This window comes from Bradyrhizobium manausense, assembly GCF_001440035.1.
Lineage (GTDB): Bacteria > Pseudomonadota > Alphaproteobacteria > Rhizobiales > Xanthobacteraceae > Bradyrhizobium > Bradyrhizobium manausense.
This window is the reverse complement of the sequence record NZ_LJYG01000090.1, coordinates 56044-82802: the sequence shown is the minus strand read 5'-3', so window position 1 is coordinate 82802 and position 26759 is coordinate 56044. Positions and strand designations below refer to the sequence as shown.

The following is a 26759-nucleotide window of genomic DNA, read 5'->3' as shown; positions in this document are numbered from 1 at the left end:
CGAGCGCGCTGCCCAGTATTTTTCAGGCAGTATTTTTCGATCATCACGCGAGCATAACCAAATCCAGTCAGGTCTCCATTCAACATTGAATGGATAAGTGAATGCATATTGTATGGTTTGATGATTTGTAGTGCAGAACGCTGCTTGGCACATTGATTGCAAACCTGATCTCGATCCGGGAGGGCCGGACGTGAACAGGAGGTGTCTATGCCAGCAGTGAACATGCCCGCACGTCAGAAGGGCGACTTTCTTGTCGACTACGAAGAGAAGGTTTTCGAGGACGTCAAAGCAAAGTCGGGTGAGAAGGCGCTGGTCACCTTCCACACCGTCGCGTTCGAAGGCTCGATCGGCCTCGTCAATATTCTCCAGGCGCTGCGCCTGAAGCGGAAGGGCTTTGAGACCTCGGTTCTGCTTTACGGTCCCGGTGTCACGCTCGGCATTCAGCGCGGCTTTCCCAAGATCGGCGACGAGGCCTTCCCCGGCGCGCAGAACTTCAACAACCAGCTCGCGAAATTCATGGACGAAGGCGGCAAGGTCTATGCCTGCCGGTTCGCGCTGCAGGCGCTCTACGGCCATGGCGAGCCGTCGCTGATTCCGGGCATCCGGCCGATCAACCCGCTCGATGTGCTCGACCTCATCCTGCTTCACCGCAGGGACGACGCGTTCATGCTCCACACCTGGACCGTCTGACCTCGGTCGGCCCACGCGACGGACGAGGGAGGATACAGTGACAGCGAAACGCACGGTCAGGGCTGGCGCGATTCAAATCGCGCCGGATCTGGACACGCCGACCGGAACGGTCGACCGGATCCTGGCGGCCATCGCGGAGGCGGCGGGCAAGGGCGTCCAGTTCGCCGTTTTTCCGGAGACGTTCGTTCCATGGTACCCGTATTTCTCCTTTGTCCGTCCGCCGGTCCTCAGCGGCGCCGAGCACATCCAGCTCTATGACAACGCCGTCGTCGTGCCTGGTCCGGTGGCGGATGCCGTTGCGCAGGCGGCCAAGCGCCACGGCATGGTGGTGGTGCTCGGGGTCAACGAGCGCGATCACGGCTCGCTTTACAATACTCAACTCGTGTTCGACGCGAACGGCGCGCTTCTGCTCAAGCGCCGCAAGATCACGCCGACGTTTCACGAGCGCATGATCTGGGGGCAGGGCGATGGCGCCGGCCTGAAGGTGGTCGAGACCGCGGTCGGTCGTGTCGGCGCGCTGGCCTGCTGGGAGCACTACAATCCGCTCGCCCGCTACGCGTTGATGGCCCAGCATGAAGAGATTCACGCGGCCCAGTTTCCGGGCTCGCTGGTGGGGCAGGTCTTCGCCGACCAGATCGAGGTGACGATCCGGCATCATGCGCTGGAAAGCGGATGCTTCGTCGTCAACGCCACCGGCTGGCTGACCGAGGAGCAGATCGCCAAAATCTCGCCGGAGGAGGGCCTGCGCAAGGGCCTGCGCGGCGGCTGCATGACCGCGATCGTCTCTCCTGAGGGCAATCATCTGGTGCCGCCGCTGACCAGCGGCGAGGGCATCCTTGTCGCCGATCTCGATCTCGCTTTGATCACCAAGCGCAAGCGGATGATGGACTCGGTCGGCCACTACGCCCGGCCCGAGCTGCTGTCGCTGGTGCTGAACGACGCGCCTGCGCGTCCGATGCACGCACTTCACCCCAACCGCCTCGCACCCATTCCGAAAGACCAATCAGATGAGACCGCAGATGCCGCAGCCCAAGGCGATTCCGATGGCGATGCCGACCGAGCAGCTGATCAACGAATTGCAGTCCTTCGGGGTCCGGCTCGCTGATCCCAAGACCGGGGGAACCAGCCGCCGCGGCGGCGCCGGGCCGTCGGATCACACGCCGTTCACGATCGACGGCGCCACCGTGATGATCCCGGTCCACAACGCGCCGGCCTTCGAGAGCCCCTATCTGGTCGAGCGCCCGGACGCGGCCGGGCGCAGCCGCATCTCGCGCGACGGCGTGGTGCTGGCCGACGTCTCGTTTCCGCTGCGGCCGAAATTTTACGACCGCACCACCGAAGACGGCATTCCCTATTGGAAGATCGCGACGCTGCACGGGCGCGACGTGCTCGCCACTACCGTGCTGCAGACCTGCATTCGCTACCAGAGCCGCACCAAGACCTGCCAGTTTTGCGCCATCGGCCAGTCGCTCGCGGCCGGACGCACGGTCGAGCGCAAGACGCCGGCGCAGCTCGCCGAAGTCGCCAAGGTCGCCGTCGAGCTCGACGGCGTCAGGCACATGGTGATGACGACGGGCACACCGCACACGTCCGATCGCGGTGCCGGCATCCTTGCCGAGAGTGCAGAGGCTGTCAAAGCCGCCGTCGACCTGCCGATCCAGGCACAGTGCGAGCCGCCGGACGATTTTGCCTGGTTCGAGCGCATGAAGAGTTCCGGCGTCGACGCGCTCGGCATGCATCTGGAGGTGATCGGGCCCGCCGTGCGGCAAAAGATCATGCCGGGCAAGGCGCAGGTCCAGGTCGCGCAATACATGGACGCGTTTGCCGCGGCCGTTCCGGTGTTCGGCCGCGGTCAGGTCTCGACTTACATCCTCGCGGGACTTGGCGACGAGCCGTCCGATATTCTCGCGCTGTCGCGCCGGCTGATCGATCTCGGCGTCTATCCCTTCGTCGTGCCGTTCGTGCCGATTGCCGGCACGCCGCTGGAGAGTCATCCGACGCCGTCGGCGGCATTCATGCATGACATCCTGCGTCCGCTCGCCGAGATGCTGCGCGCCGGCGGTCTGCGCGCCACCGACATCAAGGCAGGCTGCGGCAAATGCGGCGCCTGCTCGGCCCTGTCCACTTACGAACGCGGAGCAAGCGCATGATGTTCGAGCCGTTCAAGCCGTTCGTCGCGCCGGAATTCCAGGTGAAGTTCGCAACCGAAGCCTGGGAGCGCAACGCGGCCGCAGTCTTGCGGCGCAAGGTGTTCTGCGACGAGCAGGGCGTGTTTGCGGGCGATGATCGCGACGCGATCGACCTTTCAGCCATTCCGCTCGTGGCCGTGTCGCTGCTTGGCGTTGCCGAGGACGAGGTCGTCGGCACCGTTCGCATTCACGCCGATGAGCACGAGGCGGATGTGTGGTGGGGCTCCCGCCTTGCTGTTGCGAAGAGCTACCGGCGTCTCAGCGCAGTCGGTGCCGGCCTGATCCGGCTTGCGGTCTCCTCCGCGCATGCGCGCGGTTGCCGGCGCTTTCTTGCCAATGTGCAAAGCCAGAACGCGCTGCTGTTCCAGCACATGCATTGGCATTCCCTGGGCGAGTTCGAGCTCCATGGCCGGCCGCACCATCGCATGGAGGCCGACCTCGATCACTACCCGCCGTTTCGCACGCCTGAAACCGGCTTCCTGTCACTGGCAAAGCTGGCGGCCTGATCATGCTGACGGGCGCCGCGCTCACTGGCCTCGCCGAAACACTCCGCAAAAGCCGCGGCATCGCCGCCAAGGCTGACATCGCGGCCGTTGCCGCTGCGCTCGACCTGTCGGGCAGCGACGCCATTGCGGTGGGGGACGATTGCGCAGCGATCCCGGAGGGTGACGGCTACACCCTGTTCGCCATCGAAGGTTTCATGAACGAATTCGTCGCTGCCGATCCCTGGTTCGCCGGCTGGTGCGGCGCCATGGTCAACATCTCCGATGTTGCCGCGATGGGTGGACGGCCGACGGCCATCGTCAATGCGATCTGGTCCAATGGCGCGGACAAGGCCGCGCCCATTCTCGACGGATTGAAGGCTGCGGCGAAGACATTCGGCGTGCCTGTCATCGGCGGCCATACCAATGTGCGCAGCAGCCAGAGCCAGTTCGCCGTCGCGATCCTCGGTCGCGCCAGGCGGCTTCTCACCAGCTTCGACGCCAGGCCCGGCGACAAGCTCATCGCGGCGATCGATCTGCGCGGCCGTTACCGCGAGCCGTTCGCCAACTGGGAGGCAGCGACCGACGCGCCGGCGGAGCGCTTGCGGGGCGATCTGGAGATCCTGCCGTCCATTGCCGAGGCGGGGCTCGCGCTTGCCGCCAAGGACATCAGCCAGGGCGGCATCGTCGGGACCGCGGCGATGCTGGCCGAGTGTTCGCAGGTCGCCATCACCCTGGACGTCGAGGCGATTCCGATTCCTGCGAGCGCGCCGCTCGAGCGCTGGCTGCTGACGTTTCCGAGCTTCGGCTATCTGTTGTCAGCCAGGCCCGGAGACGTCGACGAGATCCTGTCGCGCTTCCAGCGGCGCGGCATTGCGGCCGCCGCGATCGGAGAAGTCAGCGCGGGGACATCAGTCGATATCAGCGCCGGTTCCGCTCGGGCAACGGTCTGGGATTTTGCGGCGCAGCCGCTGATCGGCTGTGCGCCAAGGCAGGGCCATCAGCAGCGGAGCGTGGCATGAGCGACGACTTGCCCCGGCTTCGTATCGCGATCCTCGCGCACTCCACCAATCCAAGAGGTGGCGTGGTGCATGCGCTCGCGCTGGCGGACGCCCTTGCCGACCTCGGACATAGGCCGGTCGCGCATGCGCCGGACCCAACAGGCAGAGGCTTCTTCCGCCGCAGCGTCGCCGCGACGCGCTCGGTGCCTGCATCGTCAGTCTCGGGCGACGTCGTCGCGATGGTCGAGGCGCGTATCGCCGACTATGTCAAATATTTTGAGGATCCAGCGCACCGCCAGTTCGACGTCTTCCACGCCCAGGACGGCATCTCCGGCAATGCGCTCGCGACGCTGAAGCAGCGCGGCCTGATCCAGCGCTATGTCCGCACCGTTCATCACATCGATACATTCGCCGACGAGCGGCTCGGCGAGCTCGACCGTCGCTCGATCGTCCACGCCGACGGCCTGTTCGTCGTCAGCCGGTTCTGGCAGGTGCAGCTGCAGGCGGAGATGTCGCGCGCGGCGACGCTGGTCGGCAATGGCGTCGACACGGCGCGCTATTCGCCCGCTGTCGCTCCTGGCGATGAGGTGTTGCGTGCCCGGCTCGGCCTTCGCGCAGGCCCGATCCTGCTTTCCATCGGCGGTGTCGAGCAGCGCAAGAATACGCTCGGCATTTTTGAGGCTTTCCGCCAGGTGCATGCCGTGCACCGGTCCGCGCAGCTCGTCATCGCCGGCGGGGCTTCTCTGCTGGATCATGGCGCGTATCGAGAGCAGTTCAATTCGCGGCTGCGCGATGCGGGGTTGCCTGTTGATACCGTCATCGAAACCGGTCCGCTGGCGGATGCCGAGATGCCATCGCTGTTTCGTCTGGCCGATGTGCTGCTGTTCCCGTCGTTGCGCGAAGGCTTTGGCCTGGCCGTGCTGGAGGCGATGGCGAGCAACGTGCCCGCGGTGGTCTCGCATCTCGCGCCGTTCACGGAATATCTCGGCGCGGACGATGTTGCCTGGTGCGATCCGCATCATCCCGGCTCGATCGCGGATGCCGCCCTGAGCGCGCTCACTGAGCCGCTGCGCTCGCGCCTGATTGCGAATGGCGCCAGGGTTGCCCGGCTTCATGACTGGCGCCGCACTGCCAAGGCCCACATGACGACCTATCAGGACATGCGCGAGGTGCATTATGCCTGAGATGCACTTTCGCGTGCGCTGGCCCGATGAGCGGATCGAGGCCTGCTATTCGCCCTCGGTCGTCATCAAGGACCACTTCGTCGCCGGCACGACCTATGCGCTCGACGATTTCCGCGAGCGCAGCCGCATCGCGCTGACGATCGCGGCTGAGCGCGTCCGCGAGAAGTACGGTTTCCTCTGCTCGCGTGCCCTCGGTCAGCTCGCCCGGATCGAGGCGGCGGCCGCGCAGTTCGAGGCCACGCCTGGCGCTTCCGTCACCATCGTCTCGTTTGAAGACTAGCAGGAGCTGATCATGTCCGACCTTCACACCCATTATCCGGTCGTCGTGATCGGCGGCGGCCAGGCTGGCCTTGCGATGAGCGCGCAGCTCAAGGCGCGCGGCATCGCGCATATTGTGCTGGAGAAAAACACCATCGCGCATTCCTGGAAGACGCAGCGGTGGGACGCGTTCTGCCTGGTGACGCCGAACTGGCAATGCAAGCTGCCGGGATTTTTGTATGCCGGCAGCGATCCGCACGGCTTCATGCTGCGCGACGAGATCGTCAGATACATCGAGGATTTCGCCAGGCACATCGATGCGCCAGTCCGCGAGGGCGTCGCCGTGACGCGTCTGCGGCGATCCGGTCGCGGCTTCATGCTCGAGACCACCGCCGGCGAGATCGCCGCCGACAATGTCGTGCTCGCCGTCAGCGGATATCACGTTCCAAAAGTGCTGCCGTTTGCCGACCGGCTCGATGCCTCGATCATGCAGATCCACTCCTCTGCCTACCGCAATCCGGATCAGCTGCCGCCGGGCGAGATCCTCGTGGTGGGAAGCGGGCAATCGGGCTGCCAGATCGCGGAGGATCTGCACCTGGCGGGCCGCAAGGTGCATCTCGCCGTCGGCAGCGCGCCGCGGTGCCCGCGTTTCTATCGCGGCCGCGACGCCGTCGACTGGCTCGACGATCTCGGCCAGTACGACCTGCCGGTCGACAAGCATTCGCTGAAGGAGGGGGTCCGCAAGAACGCCAACCATTACCTGACCGGACGGGACGGCGGCCGTGACATCGATCTGCGCAAATTCGCGCTCGAGGGCACGAAGCTCTACGGTCGCCTCAAGGACGGTCGTGGAACGCGCCTGCAGCTTGGCGATGATCTCCAGGTCAATCTCGACAATGCCGATCGCGTCTATAACGGCATCTGCCGGATGATCGACGAGCACATCGCTAGGAACAGGATCGCCGCGCCCGAGACGCCTCACTACGAGCCCGTGTGGACCCCCGCCGCGGTGCCCACGGAGCTCGATCTCGCAGCGAGCGGCATCACGAGCATCATCTGGACGACCGGCTTCCGCTCCGACTGGTCCTGGGTCGACCTGCCGATGTTCGACGGCACCGGTTATCCAACCCACAAGCGGGGCGTCACGTCGGTCGACGGCGCCTATGTGATCGGCCTGCCCTGGCTCTACACCTGGGGCTCCGGCCGGTTCGTCGGCATCGGGCGTGATGCAGAGTTTGTGGCAGACCACATCGAGGCCCGATCGAGTGCGTCGCACGCTGGCACGTATCAGGCAGCCCCACGCGAGCAATATGCAGCGAGAGAAGCGGTGTAGCCTCGCACGCCCTACACCGCCGCCCGCGTGTTGAGATAGATCGAATACAGCGAGGTCTGTCCGCAGATATAGAGGCGGTTGCGGCGCGGGCCGCCGAAGCAGACATTGGCGACGATCTCGCCGATCGGGACCGTGCCGATGTGGGTGCCGTCAGGCGCGTAGCAGAACACGCTGCGGCCCGCCGAGGTCCAGATGTTGCCATGGATGTCGACACGGAAACCGTCATAGAGCCCGTCCGGGCAGGTCGCGAACAGCGAGGCTTCGCCGACCGTCTGTCCCTTGACCTCGTAGGACCAGATCGTCGGCGGCAGCCCGCGCACATGCGTCGCGCCGGTGTCGGCGACGTAGAGCCGCGTCTCGTCCGGCGAGAAGGCGAGGCCATTCGGCTGCACCCGGTCGGACACGACGCGTGTGATGGCCTTGGTGTTGGCATCGATCCGATACACGTTGGAGGCGCCGATCTCCGATGGGCTTTGCTGGCCCTCATAGTCGCTGTCGATACCGTAGGTCGGGTCGGAGAACCAGATCGAATGGTCCGACTTGACCACGACATCGTTGGGCGAATTCAGCCGGTGACCCTCGAACACGTCAGCCAGTACCGTGATCGAGCCGTCATGCTCGGTCCTGCTAACGCGCCGCATGAAATGCTCGCAGCTCACCAGCCGCCCCTGGCGGTCGGTGGTGTTGCCGTTGGAATTGAAGCTCGGCGCGCGGAACACCGACACCGATCCGTCGGTCTCGTCAAAGCGCATCATCCGGTTGTTCGGAATGTCGGACCAGATCAGGTAGCGTCCGGCCGGAAAATAGGCGGGACCTTCGGCCCAGCGGCAGCCGGTGAAGAGCTTTTCGAGATTGACATGGCCGATGACCAGCTTCTCGAAGCGAGGGTCGTGAACGACATAGGGAAGCATGCGTCCTCCGTGATGGCCGCAGATTCTTGAAGTGGCCTGCGTGCGGTCGTTACTTTGATCGACCCTGACAATTTTGCAAGCGTGGTTCGCTTCAAGGGTCGAAAACGAAATGCCCGGGAGGGCCCGGGCATCGCGCATGTGATCTGGCGTTTAGGCCTGTTACTGCGACAGCTTCACGAAGTTCGGAAACTTCAGCTTGCCTTCCGCGATCTTCTCCGGCCAGACCACGACCTGCTTTTCGTCCTGCCACTGGAAGACCAGGCCGGTCACCGCGCCCGGGCCGGACTTGATGCCGTGGGTGAATTCGTCATCCTTGCCGTAGAACTGAATCTTGCCGATCGTGCCTTCGTAGTCGGTCTTCTCGAGTTCGGCGACCATCTTGTCCGGGTCGGTCGATCCCGCGCGCTTGATTGCGTCGGTGATGATGTAGACCTCGTCATAGGCGGTGTAGCCGGTATAGGCCGGCGGCGCGCCGAACTTGGCCTTGAACGCGGCCGCGAACGGCTTGGTCTTCGAGGTCACGGCGACGTCGGGCGTCGCGACCGCAAGCGAGGGCACGCCGTCGGCTGCGCCGTTGGTGTCCTTCCAGAAGGTCGGGCTCAGCGCCTGCGCGCTGATGCCGAACATCGGCACCGGCACCTGCTGGTTCTTCCACTGCACCGTCGGTTGCACGCCGACATGGGAGATGCCTGTCACGATCACATCAGGCTTCTTGCCTTCGATGTTGTTGAAGATCGGTGTGAAGTCGGTGGTGTCAGGCGAGAAGCGCACATGCTCGACGACCTTCAACCCGGCCTTGGGCAGGCAGGCCTCGTAGCCGACGTCGAGCGGCTTGGTCCAGGCGGCGTCCTCGCTCATGATCGCGACGGTCTTGAACTTGAGCTTGTCGACCAGCAGGTCCTTGGCGGCATCGCAGACGAGCTGGGCCTGCGCGGCTGACGTCAGGTAGCCGTGGAAGGTGTACTTGTTCTTCTCGTAGTCGTTATGGATCGCCTTGGTGATCTCGTTCGAGGCGGCGCCTGGCGTGATCAGCGGCATCTTCAGCCGCGCGGCCCAGGGCTCCAGCGCCAGCACGACCTCGGAGATGTAGCTCGCGATCACGGCCGAGACCTTGTCCTCGCTCACCGCGCGCTGGAACGCGCGCACCGAGTCGGCCGAGGAGCTCTTGTTGTCATAGGTGACGATCTCGACCTTGCGGCCGAGAATGCCGCCCTTCGCGTTGATCTCGTCGGCAGCGATCTGCGCGCCGCCGGGTGTCGCCGCGCCTGCGATCGCCTGCACCTCGGCGATGACGCCGATCTTGATCGGGTCGTTCGACTGCGCGTAGGCGGGAGCTGCGAGGCATAGCGCCAGAGCGGAGCTGAGGAGGGCGGCACCCAAAACCGTCGATGATCGCATGGTCGTTTCCCTTTCGTTGTTTTCTTTGGTGATACGCGCGACTTAGAGAAAATCGGCACCGGCTTCCGCGGCGAAGCGGCCGGGATCGCCCTCCCAGACGATCCTGGCGTGCTCCAGCACATAGACGCGGTCGGCATGGGGCAGCGCGAAGGTCACGTTCTGCTCGCCGAGCAGCACGGTGATCGATGTGGTCTGCCGCAACTTCTCCAGCGCCTTGGAGAGCAGCTCGAGGATGACGGGCGCAAGGCCGAGTGTCGGCTCGTCCAGGATCAGGATCTGCGGCTGCATCATCAGCGCGCGGCCGATTGCCAGCATCTGCTGCTCGCCGCCTGACAGCGTTTGCGCCATCTGCCCCTGGCGCTCCTTCAGGATCGGAAACAGCTCGAACAGCCAGGCGAGCTGCTTCGCCCTTGCTTCGTCGTCCAGGTGCTGGCCGCCGAGATCGAGATTTTCCCGCACGGTCATCTCGCCGAACAGCTCGCGGGACTCAGGGCATTGCACGAGGCCGCTGCGCGCGATCCTGGCGGGGCTGGTGCCGCGCAGCTTCTCGCCGCCGCGGACGATCTCGCCGGTGTAGGGCAGGAAGCCGGAGATGGTGTTGAACAGCGTGGTCTTGCCGGCGCCGTTGAGGCCGACGATGGAGACGAACTCGCCTTCGTGGATGTGGATGGAGACATTCTCCAGCGCCTGCGCCTTGCCGTAATGGACGCTGACATTCTCGACCTGGAGCAGCGGCACCTTGTCCTTGAAGCTCGTCTCGGGCCGCGCATGGGTCTCGATGGCGCCGCCGAGATAGACCCGCCGCACCGTCTCGTTCCGCATGACGTCGTCGGCCCTGCCGGTGACGATCTCCTCGCCGAGATACATCGCCAGCACGCGGTCGACGAGGGCCGCGACGCTCTTGACGTTGTGGTCGACCAGCATCACCGCGCGGCCGTCGTCGCGGAAGCTGCGGATCAGGTCGGAGAACACGTCCACCTCGGCGCGGGTGAGACCGGCGAAGGGCTCGTCGACCAGCACCACTTTTGGGTCGCGCGCGATCGCTTTCGCAAGCTCGAGCCGGCGCAGATCGGCGAAGGGCAGCGTCGGCGGGCGGCGGTTCATCACGGAGCCCAAGCCGACGCGGTCGGCGATCCATTTGGCGCGCTCGACCAGCGCCTTGTCCGGAAACAGCATGAACAGGCTGTCCGGCAGCAGCGCCACCATGATGTTCTCCAGCACCGTCTGCCGGTTCAGCGGCCGCGAGTGCTGGAACACCATGCCAAAGCCTTTGCGCGCGATCTTGTGTGCGGGCAGGCCGGCGACATTCTCGCCTTCGAACACGACGTCGCCTGCGGTCGGGCGCTCGATGCCCATCACGCTCTTCATCGCGGTCGACTTGCCCGAGCCGTTCGGCCCGATCAGGCCAAAGATCTCGCCGCTGTTGACGTCGAAGTTGAGGTTCTTCACCGCGGTCAGGCCGCCAAAGCGTTTGGTGAGGCCGCGGACTTCGAGCACGGGCCGGTTGGAAAGCCTCTGATCCATTACGAGCGAGCCTCGCGCGAGAGGGCCGCTCCTAGGAAGCCGCCGGGGAAGAACAGGACGACGAGCAGCGCCACCGCCGAGACGATGAAGGTCGCAAGCTCGCCCGTCGGGCGCAGAAACTCGCCGGCGACGATCAGGAAGATCGCGCCCAGCGCCGCGCCGAGCACGGTGCGCCTTCCGCCGAGGACGGCCGAGACGATCACGTTGACGCCGACCGCGACGTCGACGACGGTGCCGACCGAGGCGGTGCCGAAGTAGAACACCAGCAGCGCGCCCGAGAGCCCCGAGAAGAACGCGCTGACGATGAAGGCGGCGAGCTTGTGCTTGACGATGTTGAAGCCGAGCGCGCCGGCCTGCACCGGATCCTGGCCGCTCGCTTGCAGCACGAGACCGACAGGGGATTGCGATAGGCCGTAGAGGATCGCCGCCGAGATCGTCATGAAGCCGAGCGCGATCCAGTAATTGGCGCCGGCATTGATGGTGATGACGTCAGGGATGGTGAGACCGATTTCGCCGCCGGTAAGGTCGGCGAACACGACGACGAAGTTTTGCAGCATCAGCACCGCTACCAGCGTGGTCAGGCCGAAATACGGTCCGCGCACGCGTAGCGCCGGCAGCGCCAGCACGAGGCCCGCGATGACCGAGGCAAGCGCGCCGAGCACGATGCAGAGATAGACCGACCAGCCAAACTGGGCATTGAGGATGCCAGCCGTGTAGGCGCCGACGCCGATCAGGAAGGTCGGGCCGAAATTGACCTCGCCCGCAAAGCCGAACAGCAGATCCCATGCCATCGCGAATACGCCGAAATAGAACGCGACCGTGAGCAGCCCGAGCACGTAGCCGGAGACGTAGAGCGGCAGCGTCGCCGCGATGATGACGAGCGCCAGCGAGACGAAGAACAGGCGCGAGGTCAAGAAGCCGGCCATCTCAGCGCCTCCCCAGCAGGCCCTGGGGCCGGATGTACATCACGAACACGAGCAGCAGCAGCGCCGGAATGGTGCGATAGGCCGGCGAGACCAGATAGGCCGTGAGCGTTTCGAGATAGCCGACCACGAAGGCCGCGATCAGCGAGCCGGAGACGCTGCCGAGGCCGCCGAGCACCACGATCGAGAACGCGCTCGCGGTCAACGGTCCGACGCTGTAGGAGCTGACGCCGAGGAACATGCCGAGCAGCACGCCGGCGATGCCGGCGAGGATGCCGTAGATCGCCCACACCACGATATAGATGTTGGTGAGCTCGAGCCCGAGCAGGGTGACGCCGCGCGGGTTCATCGAGGCCGCCAGCACCGCCTTGCCGGTGCGGGTGCGGTTCACCAGGAGCCACAACAGAGCGATGACGAGGCAGCACACGATCGCGGTGAAGATCTCGTTCGTGGGCGTACGGACGCCGAGGATATCGACCACGCCTTCGACGATCGGCAGCACGGTCTTGGCGTTGTTGGTGAAGAAATAGGCGATCAGCTCCTGGATCATGATGCCCCAGAGCAGGGTGCCGGTGAGGACGAAAATCTCCTTTTCCTCATTCGGGATGCGCCGGGAATCCTGGATCGGCTTCACGACGGCGAAGTAGGTGAGGAAAGCGGTGAGGAGGGCGACGCCGACGCCAATAAGTGCGCCGGCATAGGTGCCGACGCCCAGAATGCTCGCGGCAGCCCATGCCGCCACCGCAGCCGCCACCATGATGGCGCCGTGGGAGAGGTTGAGCACGCCGGAGACGCCGAAGATCAGTGTGAAGCCGGTGGCGCCGAGAGCGTAGAGAGCGCTGATGGCAAAGCCATCGATCAGAATCTGGAAAGCTCGCATTGAAGATTGGCAATCCGGTCTATGGGCTGGCAGTCAGGCTGCGGCGTTGAGGAAAGGTGCAGCGCCGCAAGTGGAAGCTCCCGGGCGATGGCCCCGGGAGCTGTTCCGATCAGTTGCTGAGCTTGATGAAGCTCGGGAACTTGATGTCGACCTTGGCGACCTCCTTGGGCCAGACCGCGCTCTGCTTGCCGTCCTGCCATTGCAGCATCAGCCCGGTGATCAGGCCCCTGCCGTACTTGATCGAGTGCGTGAACGGATCGTCCTTGCCATAGAACTGGACGCGGCCGATCGTGCCTTCCCAGTCGGTCTTCTCCAGCGCATCGACCAGCTTGTCGGCATCAGTCGAGCCCGCGCGCTTCACCGCATCCGCGATGTAATAGACCTCGTCATAGGCGGTGTAGCCGGCATAGGACGGGTAGTTGCCGTACTTCTTCTTGAAGTTTTCCGCGAACGGCACCGACTTCGGCGTCACGGCGACGCCGGGCCCGGAGACGCCTTGATAGAGCACGCCTTCGGCGGCCTGATTGGTGTCCTTGCCGAAGGTTTCGTTGGTCGCCTGCGAGGAGATGCCGAACATCGGGATCGGCACCTGCTGGTTCTTCCACTGCACCGTCGGCTGCACGCCGACATGGGAGATGCCGGTGATGATCACGTCGGGCTTGGCGCCCTCGATCTTGTTGAAGATCGGGGTGAAGTCGGTGGTATCAGGCGAGAAGCGGATGTGGTCGAGCACCTTCAGTCCGACCTTGGGCAGGCACTCCTCGTAGCCGACGTCGAGCGGCTTGGTCCAGGCGGCGTCCTCGCTCATGATGACCGCCGTCTTCATGTGCATCTTGTCGACGAGCAGGTCCTTGGCGCCGTCGCACACAGAAAGCGCCAGTGCCGCCGAGGTCAGGTAGCCGTGGAACGTGTACTTGTTCTTCTCGTAATCGGCGTGGACGCTCTTGCTGATCTCGTTGGAGGCAGCACCCGGCGTCACGAACGGCGTCTTCAGCCGCGAGGCCCAGGGCTCCAGCGCCAGCACCACTTCGCTGATATAGCTGGCGATGACGACGTTGACCTTGTCCTCGTTCACCGCGCGCTGGAACGCGCGCACCGAATCTGCCGAGGAGGAGTGATTGTCGTAGCCGATGATCTCGATCTTGCGGCCATCGACGCCGCCGCCGGCGTTGATCTCGTCGGCGGCGAGCTGCGCCGCCTGCGGGATCGATGCGCCGGCAATGGCCTGCGCCTCCGCGATCACGCCGATCTTGATCGGATCGGCTGCAAAGGCCGCATTTGAGGCCGCTAACACGACGCCCGCCGCGGCGGCACCAAACGCACATCGCAATGCACCAGAGAGTGCTTTATTCATATTGTTCTCTCCCTTTGAACCAAGCTTCTTTTGCTATTGGCGCGCGACTATAACGGCGAGAGAATCCTCGGCAAGTGGAACTGTATTCAGGAGTGTACGAAGGGGACTAAAGTCTAGCTGCGTAAATATCGGGCAGGACGGAGCGTTATTCCGCACGCAGGCATGCAGATTTCGTCGGCTGGCATGCGAGCGCAGCGCGGCGCGCAAGCGTATCAGGGCCATCGCCGCCGCGGCAGATCGAGTGGCTTGAGCCGGGCAGGATCGAACGGCGCGAGGTCGACATTGCGCGTTGCGCCCTCGACGATCAACTCCGCCAAGGCTTCACCGGTTGCAGGAGCATTCAGGATACCCCAGACACTGTGTCCGGTCGCAACATAGAGCCCTTCATCCTGCGGCACGCGGCCAATCAGCGGCAAGCCGTCCGCCGTCACTGGACGAAAGCAAGCCTGTTTCGCGATGATCTTCTCCGGCCGGAACAGCGGCGATAGTCGCTCCGATATCTGTTGCAGCCATCGGGTGGTGTTCGGCCCCGGCTCCACGTCGGCCGGATCAGTGGGGAAGGCAGAGGTGTCGGGGAAGCCGGTGACATAGGTGCTGCCGTCCGGGCGAGGAAACACCTCGATGCTGGTGGCGTGGCCGTGGATCTCCGTATCCAGAAACAAGGCGTCTGCCGAGACCTTTGTGCCTGTGTCGTACAAAATGCTCGGGCTGTCTTGGGCATAGAGGGCTGGCAGACTCATCCAGCTTGCAGCGAGAAGCGACCAGGGCCCCATTGCGATCACGACGGCATCCGCTTCGATGACATCGTCTTCCACCCCGACGCCCTTGACAGCGCCGCGATCTGCGTCGCGCGCGATGCCAGTAAAGCGGCCATGGCGAAGCTCGGCGCCTTGCGCGATCGCCGCATTCATCACGGCCGACGTGAACTTTCTGGGATGAACGATCGCGGTCGTCTCGGTCGTGCCGATGCGTTGCGTGAGGACGACACAATCGCTCAGCCAGTCGAGCTCGGACGACGTAGTCCGACGCGGATCGTCATCGGTCGCGACATAGCCGCTATACGCACTCATCGGGCGATAGCCCCAATCGCCGGCGATCTCGCCGGGCAGTTGTGCGTGAAGGGCAAAGCTGCGCCGCGCCAACGTGTCGAGCGGCGTGCCCGCACACCAGTCGCGCGCCAGAAAGCCGCCGGCCTTGCCGGAGGCCGCCGCCGCGACTTCGGTCCGCTCCACGACGATAACTTCGGCGCCGTGGCGGCGGAGGAAGTAGGCGGTGCAGGCCCCGATCACGCCGCCGCCGCAGATCACAACGCGCATGGCTTATCCCTGACGTGGCGCCTATTGTTGCGGAGACAACCTAGCTCGAATAGCCGCGATCCAACGCATGACGCTGCTGATGGCGGTCCAGCGCCAGATGGACGAGGCGCGTCAGCAACTCGCGATACGGCACGCCGGAGGCCTCCATCATCTTCGGATACATGCTGATCGAGGTGAAGCCGGGCAGCGTGTTGATCTCGTTGAAGCAGAATTCGCCGGTTTGCCGATCGAGGAAGAAATCGACGCGCGCAAGGCCGCTGCATTCGAGCGCCGCGAACACCTGCACCGCGAGCGCGCGCACGCGCGCCATCTGGGCGGCATCGAGCCTGGCCGGAAGATCGACGCGCGCGCCGTCGGGATCCAGATATTTGGCCTCGTAGGAATAGAATTCGTGCTGAGCGTTGGGATTGAGCTCGCTGGCAACGCTCGCAAACAGCGTCTCGCCCTCGAGCACGGCAACCTCGATCTCGCGGGCGTCGATGCCCTGTTCGACCAGCACCTTGAGATCGTAGCGAAATGCATCATCGAGCGCGGGCCCAAGCGCATCCAGCGTCTTCACCTTGTGGATGCCGACACTGGAGCCCATGTTGCACGGCTTGACGAACACCGGCAGGCTCAGGCCCTCGATCGCCCTGGCGAGAGAGGCGGGGCGATCGGCGGCGAAGGCTTTACGCGTCAGCACGCGATAGGGCGCGACCGGAACGCCGGCGAATTCAGCCAGCCGCTTGGCGACGTCCTTGTCCATGCTGATGGCGGAGGCGAGAACGCCCGATCCGACATAGGCGACTTCGGCCAGCTCCAAAAGGCCCTGCACGGTGCCATCCTCGCACAGGGGACCGTGCATGACTGGAAACACGACGTCGATCTCGATCGGGCCAACTGCGCCTGCGGAAACAGGCATGAGAACGCCGCGTCCGTCAGTGCCTCTGGCGAGCCGCATCTCGGGTGCATCGAGCAGGATCGGCAAGGACGGCTGCGCCGGGTCGATCGCCGCCAGATCGTTCCACTGCCACCGCCCCGTCTTGTCGATGGAAACGGGGATCACCTCGAAGCGCGCACGATCCAGATGCCGAAGCACGGAAGCGGCCGATTTCAGCGAGACCTCGTGCTCGCCGGACCTGCCGCCATAGAGAACAACAACGCGAATTTTGTCTGCCATGCTTCAACTATCACGCGCTTCGCGCGGAAGTCACCTCTTTTGCCTCTATGTTCACCCGTCGATGATGAACATTCGAAACAAGTCGGCGCCGGCGGGGCACGCCGGCGCCTCGTCGCAATTCAGCCTACACCCCCTCAGCCCGGCCCCGCGCCTTGCGTCGCCGTGTACACCGCATAGAGCGACTGGCTCGCGGCCATGAACAGGCGGTTGCGCTTCGGTCCGCCGAAGCAGACGTTGCCGCAGACTTCGGGCAGGCGAATGCGGCCGAGCAGCTTGCCCTCCGGCGACCACACCGTCACGCCGCTATAGCCGACCGCGCGGCCGGCATTGCTGGAGGCCCAGACATTGCCGTTGACGTCGCAGCGCACGCCGTCCGGCCCGCACTTCACGCCGTCGATCATGAAGTCGCTGAATCTCTTCTGGTTCGAGAGCTTGTTGTCGCTGCCGACATCGAACACGAAGACTTCGCCCTTGCCGCCGGCGCCGGTGTCGCCGGGGCCCTTGCCGGTCGAGACCACGTAGAGCTTCTTGTAGTCGGGCGAGAAGCAGAGGCCGTTCGGGTCGGGCACCTGATCTTCGGTGACGACGAGATCGACGCGGCCTGAGGGGTCGATGCGATAGCAGTTGGTCGGCAGCTCGCGCTTGCCGGGTGCGAAGCCGGCCGGCTGCCCGATCTTCGGATTGAGCTTGCCGGCCGCATTGCTCGGTCCGCCCGGACCGTCGGGCTCGCCCTCGTAAAGCTGGCCGCCATAGGGCGGATCGGTGAACCAGTAGCTGCCGTCAGGATGGGCGACGACATCGTTCGGTGAGTTCAGCTTCTTGCCGTTGTAATTGTCGGCGAGCACGGTGGCGGTGCCGTCATGCTCGTAGCGCGTCACCCGCCGGGTCAGGTGTTCGCAGGACAGCTGGCGCCCCTGGAAATCGAACGAGTTGCCGTTGGAATTGTTGGAGGGCATGCGGAATACGCTGACATGGCCGTCATCCTCGCTCCAGCGCATCTGCCTGTTGTTGGGAATGTCGCTCCAGAGCAGATAGCGTCCTTGCGCGCTCCACGCCGGGCCTTCCGCCCACAACAGACCGGTATAGAGCCGCTTGATCGCGGTGTTGGGCTGCGCGAGGTCCTCGAAGGAGGGATCGACCGCGATGATATCGGGGTCCCAGAAATAAGTGGTCGGCGCGCCGCGGGGGCTGAAGTCGCGCGGCGGCGTGGTGATCGTCGTCGGCGGGGCGGCAGGGCCGTTCTGGGCGAGCGCTGTGCCCGTGCCGGCCATCGTGGCCGCGGCACCAAGCGCAAGGCCCTGAACCAGCGTTCGTCGTGAAAGCGCAGCATCCTGCTCACGCGGCTGTTGGCGTGTCATTCGCGTCCTCCCGGATCATATTGGCTGGCCGGTTGATCCGGCCGAGCGGGTGCGAGGTTAGTCTGGTCCGCGCCTGGTTGCGAGAGAAAGGTTCGCATCCTCTGCGAGACAATCTGGCGTGTCGAGGTCGAAACATGGCCGCATTGCGGCCGCGTTTGGGCGGCTGGCAGTTCGTTCTGTCTCTGCAGTTCGCGGGAAGCGAGCTTCGTTCATGTCAAGCCTTGACCTCGCACGCGATGCTTCGCAAAAACTGTTTGGGGCGAAAGGTCGGAGTTGGTTGTGGAAGTTGTCATATTGAGCGTGCTGCTCGGGATTGCGTTTGCGGCGGGCTATTTCCTGCGCGATCAGCAGTCTCGTAAACGTCGTGCGGAAGCCCGCCGTTGGAGCGGCTACGCGCAACCGGATTGGCTGAACGCCAATGCGCCCGCCAACACGAACGACGCGACCGCCGCCAATCAGATTGCACATGCGGCTACCGGCGAGCTTGGTCAACTCGGTCTGATGCTGGATCGCTGGGAGAGCAGGGCCCGCGCGCGCCGGGTGGGATAGGCTCGGCTCGCACATTGGTTGGTTCGTAGCCCGGATGGAGCGCAGCGCAATCCGGGGGCGTGCCACAAACACGAGCTGTCCCGGATTGCGCTGCGCTTCATCCGGGCTACAAGCAAAACATCCCATAGTTCGGTAAACCACCCCTTGAGATATTCCGCTTTGCCGAAATTCGGATTTGTCGTGTATGCTGCTCTGCGGTCTCTTTGCGCTACATCTTCGCGCAGCAGGCCGCGGGTGCCTGCCGGCACCCGGCCTTCCCTGCGCCCTTTGATTGCGGAGGGCGTGACGCGAACAGCAAAGCTCGGGCGGAATGCGCCGCGAGAAGGCGAGGGTGTGTCTACATATTGAAATGCGCATTGGACGATCGCGATGCCGCCTCACACTCCGTCATTGCGAGCGCAGCGAAGCATTCCAGAGTCTTTCCGCGGAGGGATTCTGGATTGCTTCGTCGCAAGGGCTCCTCGCAATGACGAGTGGAGAGAGTATGGCAGCGTTGGACGCTGCAGCGCGTCCGGGGCACGGAGAGCGCCCCCAATAAGGTCAGTCCCCCTGACCATCTTTTGGCGTTGCAGTTGCTGCCATTTGTCGTCTAGAAACGGTGCACCGAGCCTCCCGGCAACCAACCGTCAACGGTTTTGACCGAGGATTTGGGGCTCGAAAGGGTCTGGCAATGCTGATTCGCGGCCAAATCGATGGGATTTCTGGGGAGGTGGCTCTGGCCGCCGCCGCGATCCCGGCCGCGCTGCCCACCCTGCTTCTTGGCGGGCTTCTTCTTAGCTGCCCCTGAGGGCCGGCTGGGCGCTGCGCGCCTGGGCACTCAGGGGTTGGTCGAGATCACCGGACACCTCAGGCGCCCTTGAGACTGACGGCGCGAAAACTCAAAAGGAATTTAGAATGGCCTCCGTGAACAAGTCCGACAAGGACCGCGTCATCATTTTCGACACCACCTTGCGCGACGGCGAGCAATGCCCCGGCGCCACCATGACCTTCGAGGAGAAGCTCGAGGTTGCCGAACTGCTGGATGATATGGGCGTCGATGTCATCGAGGCCGGCTTCCCGATCACCTCCGAGGGCGACTTCCAGGCGGTGAGCGAGATCGCCCGCCGCTCCAAGAATGCCGTCATCGCCGGCCTGTCCCGTGCGCACCCGGCCGACATCGACCGTTGCGCCGAGGCCGTGAAGTTTGCAAAACGCGGCCGCGTCCACACCGTGATCGCGACCTCGCCGCTGCATATGCGGGTGAAGCTGAACAAGACCCCGGAAGAGGTGATCGAGACCTCGGTCGCGATGGTCGCGCGCGCCCGCAACCAGATCGACGACGTCGAATGGTCGGCCGAAGACGGCACCCGCAGCGAGATGGATTATCTGTGCCGCATCGTCGAGGCCGTCATCAAGGCCGGCGCGACCACGGTGAACATCCCCGACACCGTCGGCTACACGGTGCCGGAGGAATACACCCACTTCATGAAGACGCTGATCGAGCGCGTGCCGAACTCCGACAAGGCCGTGTTCTCGGTCCACTGCCATAACGACCTCGGCATGGCGGTGGCGAATTCGCTGGCCGGCGTCGTCGGCGGCGCCCGCCAGGTCGAATGCACCATCAACGGCATCGGCGAGCGTGCCGGCAATGCCGCGCTCGAAGAGATCGTGATGGCGATCAATGTGCGCAACGACAAATTCCCCTACTGGAACAAGATCGACACCACGCAGCTGACCCGCGCCTCGAAGGTGGTGTCGGCCGCAACCTCGTTCCCCGTCCAGTACAACAAGGCGATCGTCGGCCGCAATGCGTTCGCGCATGAGAGCGGCATCCATCAGGACGGCGTGCTGAAGGATGCCTCGACCTACGAGATCATGCGGCCCGAGATGGTCGGCCTGAAGCAGTCCTCGCTGGTGCTGGGCAAGCATTCCGGCCGTCATGCCTTCGTGCACAAGCTGGAGGAGATGGGATACAAGCTCGGCCCGAACCAGCTGGAAGATGCGTTCACGCGGATGAAGGCGCTCGCCGACCGCAAGAAGGACATCTATGACGAGGACATCGAGGCGCTGGTCGATGAGGAGATGGCCGCCTCGCACGACCGCATCAAGCTGACCTCGCTGACCGTGATCGCCGGCACTCATGGCCCGCAGCGCGCGACCATGAAGCTCGATGTCGACGGCCAGATCAAGATCGAGGAAGCCGAGGGCAACGGTCCTGTTGACGCGGTATTCAACTGCATCAAGCGCCTGGTGCCGCACGAGGCCAAGCTCGAACTGTATCAGGTCCACGCCGTGACCGAAGGCACCGATGCGCAGGCGGAAGTGTCGGTGCGGCTGTCGCAGGAGGGGCGCTCGATGACGGCCCGCGCGGCGGATCCGGACACGCTGGTGGCGTCCGCCAAAGCCTATCTCGGCGCCCTCAACAAGATCGTCATGAAGCGCCAGCGCGACACCGTGACGACGGCCGCGGCGAGCTGACAAGCAAAGCTTGTCATTCCGGGGCTCGCGCAGCGAGAACCCGGAATCTCGAGATTCCGGGTTCGATGCTGACGCATCGCCCCGGAATGACGGCTCGCATTCATCACGAATAGCTGCCCTGCGAACGGCCAATAGCGGCTCTATGCGCGAGCCGCTATTGGTGCTGTCGGCATAAAGATCGGCCGTCCGCGCACGGGCGGCCCAAACAACAACAGGGAGAGATTATGCGCAGCTTCGCGATCGCGGCGTCCGTCGCGGCACTGGCACTTGGCCTTGCCGGCCAGGCCAGCGCCGACCCGATCATCATCAAGTTCAGCCACGTGGTTGCGACCGACACGCCGAAGGGCAAGGCGTCGGAAAAATTCAAGGAGCTCGCCGAGAAGTACACGAACGGCAAGGTCAAGGTCGAGGTCTACCCGAACTCGACGCTGTACAAGGACAAGGAGGAGCTCGAAGCGCTGCAGCTCGGCAGCGTGCAGATGCTGGCGCCGTCCAACTCCAAGTTCGGGCCGCTCGGCATCCGCGAGTTCGAGGTGTTCGACCTGCCCTATATCCTTCCTGATCTGAAGACGCTGCGGAAGGTGACGGAAGGCCCGCTCGGTGCAAAGCTGCTCAAGCTGCTCGAGCCGAAGGGCATCACCGGCCTTGCCTATTGGGACAACGGCTTCAAGCAGATGAGCGCCAACAAGAAGCTCATCGCGCCGGCTGACTACCAGGGCGTCAAGTTCCGCATCCAGTCCTCGCGTGTGCTGCAGGCCCAGTTCAAGGCGCTCGGCTCGCTGCCGCAGGTGATGGCGTTCGGCGAGGTCTATCAGGCGCTGCAGACCGGCGTGGTCGATGGGCAGGAGAACACCTGGTCGAACATCTATACCCAGAAGATGCACGAGGTGCAGAAGTACATCACCGAGACCAATCACGGCTATATCGGCTATGTGGTGATCGTGAACAAGAAGTTCTGGGACGACCTGCCGGCCGACATCCGCGACCAGCTCGCGAAGGCGATGAAGGAAGCGACCGATTTCAACAACGCGCAGTCGCAGAAGGAAAACGACGACGCGCTCGCCGAGATCAAAAAGAGCGGCAAGAGCGAAATCATCAAGCTGACGAGCGAGCAGGACGAAGCGATGCGCAAGGCGATGGAGCCGGTCTACAAGGACGCCGCGAGCCGCGTCGGCCAGCCGCTGATCGACGAATTCCAGAAGGAAGCCAAGAGCACTACTAATTAACAGCACGACAAACTAGTCTGGATGAACGACGGATGAGGCTTCCGTGCGAGCCGCACGGAAGCTCTTTGTTGCGAATGATTTCCGGTTGCGGCTGAACCAAGATTAATAGGCGTTAGATCCCGTAAGAACGGGCCTTCCTGTCCAAGTTGTAAGTTGCGCACGGGCCTTCCGACGCTCATCTTCAGCGCATCCTTCCAGAGGAGGTTCGGATGAGGAAGTTTACCATCGCCGCCATCGCCGTGCTCAGCATCGCCGGTTCGGGCGCGGTCTATGCCCAATTTCATCGCCCGTGGATGGAGCATTTCCACCACATCCGCATGAACCCGGAAGACCGCGCGGCCCTGGTCGACGCGCGCATTGCTGCCGTCCATGCCGGCTTGAGGCTCAACGCCGATCAGGAGAAGCTGTGGCCGCCGGTCGAGGCCGCGGTGCGCGACTTCGCCAAGCTGCGGCTCGACCGCGCCAATGCGCGGATGAATGGTCCCGGCGACCCCGACAAGCCGGATGACCCCGTCGCCCGCCTGCGCCAGCGCGCCGAAGACATGGGCGCGAGCTCGGCAGCCCTGAAGAAGATCGCCGATGCCGCCGATCCGCTCTACAAGAGCCTCGATGACGGCCAGAAGCGTCGCCTTGCCCTGCTGACCCGCCATCGCGGCCCGTTCGGCGGCGGCGAAGACGGCCCGCCCCACCGTTTCAGGGAGCGCATGGACCGCATGATGGATCACGGCATGGACCACATGCGCGGCGGCGACCGGGACGAGGGCGCCGACCGGGAAGGCCGGCTCTGAGCGGACCGGGATTTCCGGGGCACTAACCTCTGCGAAGCCGCTGGAATCCAGCGGCTTTTCGCCTTTCCGGGGGCTGTGGAAGAACCTTGGAAAACATGCCTCGCATCGCTTGCCAGACCCGGATCGCTTTGCTAAACGACCGGCCTCGCAAGGCATTGACCGCCTTTCGGGCGCATAGCTCAGTTGGTAGAGCAGCTGACTCTTAATCAGCGGGTCCCAGGTTCGAGCCCTGGTGCGCCCACCACTCTCAAGAGATTGGCCCTGCGGGGCTTTTTTCATTTTCGCTACACACTCTCCTCGGCAAACGGAAATGGCGTGGCACCGATTTGGCACCGCCAAACGGCCGCTGCCCCGCGCCAAAAATATTTTTCGGCCTTGCGTCTTTGTTCCTCTTTTGTTCTTATAAACAAAGAGGGCGAGGCCATGGATCTTGAGTTCATTCGAGGGGACATCGAGCAGCGCCGCCGGCAGATAGCGCGGCAGCGAAAGGAAATCCTCGATCTTCAACGCGCGGGCATCAGCACCAAGTCTGCGGAAGAGTTGTTGGCGCGAATGCTGGGCAAACTTGATGAGCTGTGCAGCGAGCGCGACCGGCTCGTCGGGGAATCGCGCCGCAAGTACGAAGGCAAGGACAAGTTCATCCTCGGGCCGCAGATCCGTATCGGCGCGAAGCGGAGCTGACACGGTGGGCTCGCCTGATTTGCTCAAGTGGTACGACGAGAAGGCGGACAATCCTCCTTGGATAAGGGCGCTCGCGGAAGTGCGTCACCGCGCGACTAGGGAAGGGTACTGCTATCAGCACGTCCAGGCGATCATCGTCGCGATAGACCAGTACGCAGAGAAGGCGCTTGGCAATCGAGAGTATTTCTTGAACCGGCCATATGGCATTGGGGGACGCAAGGGCGATCCGGTATCCTAGTGCGCCGTCGAAGCCCAATCCTCTGGACGAATACTCATCAGGTTGTACACTATCTACACGTCAACCTCGGTCCGGCCGAGGCGAGCACGTCCCGCCAAATTACTTTCACCAATATTGTGGTCGTATGCCGCTCGATTTTGATCTAACAAAAACTCTCGATGAGCACCTCGTAGAATTTCGGAAATACTTGGAATCGATTGATCCCGAGTGCACAAAGATCCTCTTCGACAATCTGGGAACGCTCAAAGGAGATGGTAATCCGACAAGAGCCCGCGCCAATCGCGCGACATTCAACGCGGCTGTCCTTAGCCAATTGAAGGCGCTGACTCCGAAGAAGGCGGGCAGCTAATCATGACCCGCTACTATCTTTCGAAAATTTCGATCGAGGGATTTCGAGGCATCAACAATGATGGAGATCCCCTGGTTATAAAGTTCAAGCCGAACGCCGTTAATTCGATCCACGCTCACAACGGCGTTGGCAAGACTTCGATTTTCGAGGCGATTCATTTTGCAATTTTCGGCGACGTGCCTCGGCTTAAGAGATTGCAAGGTGCGGAGCACCCTGAGTCATACGTTGCAAACAAATTTCATCCTAGCGGAGAGGCCCTGGTAGAGCTGTGTTTCGAGCCCGACGACGGCTCGGCTGCGGTCGAAATCGCCATCAAGCGCGATGCGGCAGGGAGACGACTGGCTACATCAAGGCACCCTGATCCCGAGAAGTTCTTACGGGAGTTGCGCCAGGACTTTGTGCTCGTCGACTACACGAAGTTTTCCGATTTTGTTGATGCGTCCGCGCTTGAGCGTGGGCGCTCATTTTCCTCGCTAGTAGGCCTAAGTGCCTACTCCGAGCTTCGTCAACTTCTTGAGGGCGCAAGCGATACTCGCACGTTAAACACCGATTTTGATCTGCGGGCGCTTCAAACGGATAAGACGGCGCGCGAACGTGAAGTTTCGGAGGGCACCGCGAGAGCTCTGGCTGCTTACGCCGAGATAACAGGCCAATCCGCTACCGATTTGTCGGATATCGAATCGCTGTGCAGGATCGTATCGAAAGCACTTCAAAACCTAGAAATCCTGAAGCCGGTTGTTGGGACAAGTGATGTCCGTAATGTTGACATAGCTGCGGCGGAAAAACTGGTCGAAAAGGAGGAAGGCGGGCCGATGCGCGCACGCCACGCCAAGGTTTTAAAGTCGATCACAGATTTGCAAGCGTTGGCAGCCGCAGGGGACGAAGCAGAAGAAAGAAGAAATATTCTGCAGTTGGCAACCGATCGCGATACGGCAATGACAAAAGCCGGAAGCGCGGCTCTACGGGTGTTGTACGAGAATGCAAAAGAAGTCGTTAGCGATAGCTTGTGGGATCGCAAGTTGTGCCCGGTGTGTGACTCCAAATTGGATCGCGACCTCTTAGATCACCTTAAGGACAGAATTTCGCAGTACGCCGCTGCGGACGCCGCGAACGACAAGCTCGGAATGGAAATCAGGCGGGTCTCGAGTGTCGTCCGTTTTGGAAATCTTGAGGCCGCTCCGGAAATGGGAATTGCCTTGGCCGATAGAGGTCATAGCGCAATATTGCAGGCGGCCGATGACCAAACACTCTCCACCGTTGACCTGCAAGCGGTCTTTGCTCGGCTAGACTCATACGAGCAAACCCGCGCCGCGAAGTTGAGCGAGCTTGAGAAGGAGAGAGTTGAGATTGAAGGAAAGCTGCCGCCGTCCCTGGTTGCAGTCAGCAAGATGCTTGCAGCGGTGAAGGAATTCTGTGGTGCTCTTTCTGCTCGGGAAAAAGCAGCGAAGGCACTTGCGGACGTTGCACAAAACCTGGCTGTTAGTTTGCGCTGGCAGGATTTTATTACACAAGCAAAGAACGTTTTTAGTGGAGCCGAGAATGCGCTGGCAAACCAACGCATCGGTGAGATCGAGGCAGAATATCAAACGCTGTTTGCTGCTTTGGTACGGGGTGGTCCGGACGTCAGGCCCACTTTGGAGCGTGCCGCTGGTAGCGAGAATATCGATCTCAAGTTGGCCGACTTCCACGGATTGGCCGGAGTGAATGCGAGGGCGGTGCTCTCGGAAAGCTATCGAAATGCAGTTGCCGCATCGATCTTTTTGGCGGCGGCGAGCAAGTACAACGGGACGCCTCGGTTCGTTATTCTCGATGATGTGACATCAAGTTTCGATGCCGGGCACCAGTTCAGCCTAATGGAGGCGATCCGAACCAAGTTGCAGCAGCCTGCAAATGCCAATGGTCTGCAGTTCATCATCTTGAGCCACGACAGCGCGCTTGAAAAGTATTTTGACAAGCAAAACGGCACTGCGGATTGGAGCCACCAAAAGTTACAGGGTATGCCGCCGATCGGCAGAGTGATGGTATCTGCGCAAGAGGCAGATCGCTTGAAGGTGCAGGCTCAAAACTTGCTGAATGCTGGGCAGGTTGATCTAGGCGCTCCTTTCGTTCGGCAGTACCTCGAATACAAGCTCGGCCACATTATCTCGAAGCTGGAGATACCATGCCCGCCTGACTACGCGACGCGCGGAGACAAGAGAACATTATCAACTTATCTGGACGCAATTGTAGATGCGGTGGACCTCTATCAGGCGGCCGGACGGTGCGTTTTGAGCGCACAACAGATGGCAGACATCAAGAACACTCATGTGCCGTCAATCGTTGGAAACTTCGTCAGTCATTACGAGACTGGCAGCGGAACGCCATTTGGGGCGTACGCGCTGCTTGGTGTCTTGCAGAGCATTGACGCGCTGGCTGATTGCTTCACGTGGACGGATTCCTCGCAAAGCCCACCAATCAAGAGATTCTACAAGCGTCTGAATCGCCAATAACAGATAGCTCTAGCAAACAGCC

Annotated in this window: 23 protein-coding genes and 1 tRNA gene; 15 read left to right on the top strand and 9 right to left on the bottom strand. The window is 62.9% G+C overall.

Annotated elements, in window-relative coordinates:
* Positions 1–207 precede the first annotated feature (207 nt).
* From AOQ71_RS21320 to AOQ71_RS21285, 8 genes are read left to right on the top strand one after another with little or no spacing between them, the layout of a single operon-like run.
* A complete protein-coding gene (locus AOQ71_RS21320; RefSeq protein ID WP_057750501.1) occupies positions 208–690 on the top strand; it encodes an MSMEG_0572/Sll0783 family nitrogen starvation response protein in 483 nt (160 codons plus the stop codon).
* Between the two features lie 37 nt (positions 691–727).
* Entirely contained in the window at positions 728–1795 is a 1068-nt protein-coding gene (locus AOQ71_RS21315) for a Nit6803 family nitrilase (RefSeq protein ID WP_057750497.1), read from the top strand.
* Positions 1710–2840: an MSMEG_0568 family radical SAM protein gene (locus AOQ71_RS21310; protein WP_205668248.1), complete on the top strand. Its 1131-nt coding sequence runs from the start codon at positions 1710–1712 to the stop codon at positions 2838–2840. Before AOQ71_RS21315 ends, AOQ71_RS21310 begins: the two co-directional genes overlap by 86 nt.
* Entirely contained in the window at positions 2837–3385 is a 549-nt protein-coding gene (locus tag AOQ71_RS21305; protein ID WP_057750493.1) for an MSMEG_0567/Sll0786 family nitrogen starvation N-acetyltransferase, read from the top strand. The genes AOQ71_RS21310 and AOQ71_RS21305 overlap by 4 nt, the downstream gene beginning before the upstream one ends.
* 2 nt (positions 3386–3387) lie before the next feature.
* Entirely contained in the window at positions 3388–4383 is a 996-nt protein-coding gene (locus AOQ71_RS21300; protein ID WP_057750490.1) for a sll0787 family AIR synthase-like protein, read from the top strand.
* Complete coding sequence (locus tag AOQ71_RS21295; RefSeq protein WP_057750486.1) at positions 4380–5546, top strand: MSMEG_0565 family glycosyltransferase; 1167 nt, start codon at positions 4380–4382, stop codon at positions 5544–5546. Before AOQ71_RS21300 ends, AOQ71_RS21295 begins: the two co-directional genes overlap by 4 nt.
* Positions 5539–5826 carry an MSMEG_0570 family nitrogen starvation response protein gene (locus AOQ71_RS21290; protein ID WP_057750483.1) on the top strand — a complete coding sequence of 96 codons (288 nt, stop codon included), beginning with the start codon at positions 5539–5541 and terminating at the stop codon, positions 5824–5826. Before AOQ71_RS21295 ends, AOQ71_RS21290 begins: the two co-directional genes overlap by 8 nt.
* 12 nt (positions 5827–5838) lie before the next feature.
* Entirely contained in the window at positions 5839–7137 is a 1299-nt protein-coding gene (locus AOQ71_RS21285) for an MSMEG_0569 family flavin-dependent oxidoreductase (protein ID WP_057750480.1), read from the top strand.
* Positions 7138–7148: 11 nt separating this feature from the next.
* On the opposite strand, the gene AOQ71_RS21280 is transcribed toward AOQ71_RS21285, so the two are convergent.
* The 9 genes from AOQ71_RS21280 to AOQ71_RS21240 form a co-directional block, all read right to left on the bottom strand.
* The gene (locus tag AOQ71_RS21280) at positions 7149–8048 is read right to left on the bottom strand and encodes an SMP-30/gluconolactonase/LRE family protein (RefSeq protein WP_057750477.1); all 900 of its coding nucleotides are present in this window, start codon (positions 8046–8048) and stop codon (positions 7149–7151) included.
* A gap of 159 nt (positions 8049–8207) precedes the next feature.
* On the bottom strand, positions 8208–9446 hold the full coding sequence (locus tag AOQ71_RS21275; protein ID WP_057750474.1) for an ABC transporter substrate-binding protein: 1239 nt from the start codon (positions 9444–9446) through the stop codon (positions 8208–8210).
* Between the two features lie 42 nt (positions 9447–9488).
* Positions 9489–10970, bottom strand: coding sequence for an ATP-binding cassette domain-containing protein (locus tag AOQ71_RS21270; RefSeq protein ID WP_057750471.1), 1482 nt, complete (start codon positions 10968–10970; stop codon positions 9489–9491).
* The gene (locus AOQ71_RS21265; protein ID WP_057750466.1) at positions 10970–11896 is read right to left on the bottom strand and encodes a branched-chain amino acid ABC transporter permease; all 927 of its coding nucleotides are present in this window, start codon (positions 11894–11896) and stop codon (positions 10970–10972) included. Before AOQ71_RS21265 ends, AOQ71_RS21270 begins: the two co-directional genes overlap by 1 nt.
* A 1-nt stretch (position 11897) precedes the next feature.
* Positions 11898–12773 carry a branched-chain amino acid ABC transporter permease gene (locus AOQ71_RS21260; RefSeq protein ID WP_057750463.1) on the bottom strand — a complete coding sequence of 292 codons (876 nt, stop codon included), beginning with the start codon at positions 12771–12773 and terminating at the stop codon, positions 11898–11900.
* Positions 12774–12882: 109 nt separating this feature from the next.
* Positions 12883–14127, bottom strand: coding sequence for an ABC transporter substrate-binding protein (locus AOQ71_RS21255; RefSeq protein WP_057750459.1), 1245 nt, complete (start codon positions 14125–14127; stop codon positions 12883–12885).
* Positions 14128–14339: 212 nt separating this feature from the next.
* On the bottom strand, positions 14340–15443 hold the full coding sequence (locus AOQ71_RS21250; protein WP_057750456.1) for an NAD(P)/FAD-dependent oxidoreductase: 1104 nt from the start codon (positions 15441–15443) through the stop codon (positions 14340–14342).
* A 40-nt stretch (positions 15444–15483) separates the two neighbouring features.
* Complete coding sequence (locus tag AOQ71_RS21245; RefSeq protein WP_057750452.1) at positions 15484–16602, bottom strand: D-alanine--D-alanine ligase family protein; 1119 nt, start codon at positions 16600–16602, stop codon at positions 15484–15486.
* Between the two features lie 134 nt (positions 16603–16736).
* Positions 16737–17960, bottom strand: a complete 1224-nt coding sequence (locus AOQ71_RS21240; RefSeq protein ID WP_057750449.1) for an SMP-30/gluconolactonase/LRE family protein — start codon at positions 17958–17960, stop codon at positions 16737–16739.
* 294 nt (positions 17961–18254) lie between these two features.
* Here AOQ71_RS21240 and AOQ71_RS21235 point away from each other — a divergent pair, with 294 nt between their 5' ends.
* The 7 genes from AOQ71_RS21235 (at position 18255) to AOQ71_RS21195 (ending at position 26737) form a co-directional block, all read left to right on the top strand.
* The gene (locus AOQ71_RS21235) at positions 18255–18509 is read left to right on the top strand and encodes a hypothetical protein (RefSeq protein ID WP_245317047.1); all 255 of its coding nucleotides are present in this window, start codon (positions 18255–18257) and stop codon (positions 18507–18509) included.
* Between the two features lie 894 nt (positions 18510–19403).
* Positions 19404–20966, top strand: a complete 1563-nt coding sequence (locus AOQ71_RS21230) for a 2-isopropylmalate synthase (protein WP_057750443.1) — start codon at positions 19404–19406, stop codon at positions 20964–20966.
* A gap of 224 nt (positions 20967–21190) precedes the next feature.
* Positions 21191–22192: a TRAP transporter substrate-binding protein gene (locus tag AOQ71_RS21225; protein WP_057750440.1), complete on the top strand. Its 1002-nt coding sequence runs from the start codon at positions 21191–21193 to the stop codon at positions 22190–22192.
* Between the two features lie 209 nt (positions 22193–22401).
* On the top strand, positions 22402–22980 hold the full coding sequence (locus AOQ71_RS21220) for a Spy/CpxP family protein refolding chaperone (RefSeq protein WP_057750437.1): 579 nt from the start codon (positions 22402–22404) through the stop codon (positions 22978–22980).
* Positions 22981–23148: 168 nt separating this feature from the next.
* Positions 23149–23224 (top strand) — tRNA-Lys (locus tag AOQ71_RS21215).
* A 179-nt stretch (positions 23225–23403) separates the two neighbouring features.
* On the top strand, positions 23404–23661 hold the full coding sequence (locus tag AOQ71_RS21210; RefSeq protein WP_057750434.1) for a hypothetical protein: 258 nt from the start codon (positions 23404–23406) through the stop codon (positions 23659–23661).
* A 589-nt stretch (positions 23662–24250) separates the two neighbouring features.
* Complete coding sequence (locus AOQ71_RS21195; RefSeq protein ID WP_057750427.1) at positions 24251–26737, top strand: AAA family ATPase; 2487 nt, start codon at positions 24251–24253, stop codon at positions 26735–26737.
* Positions 26738–26759: the final 22 nt, after the last annotated feature.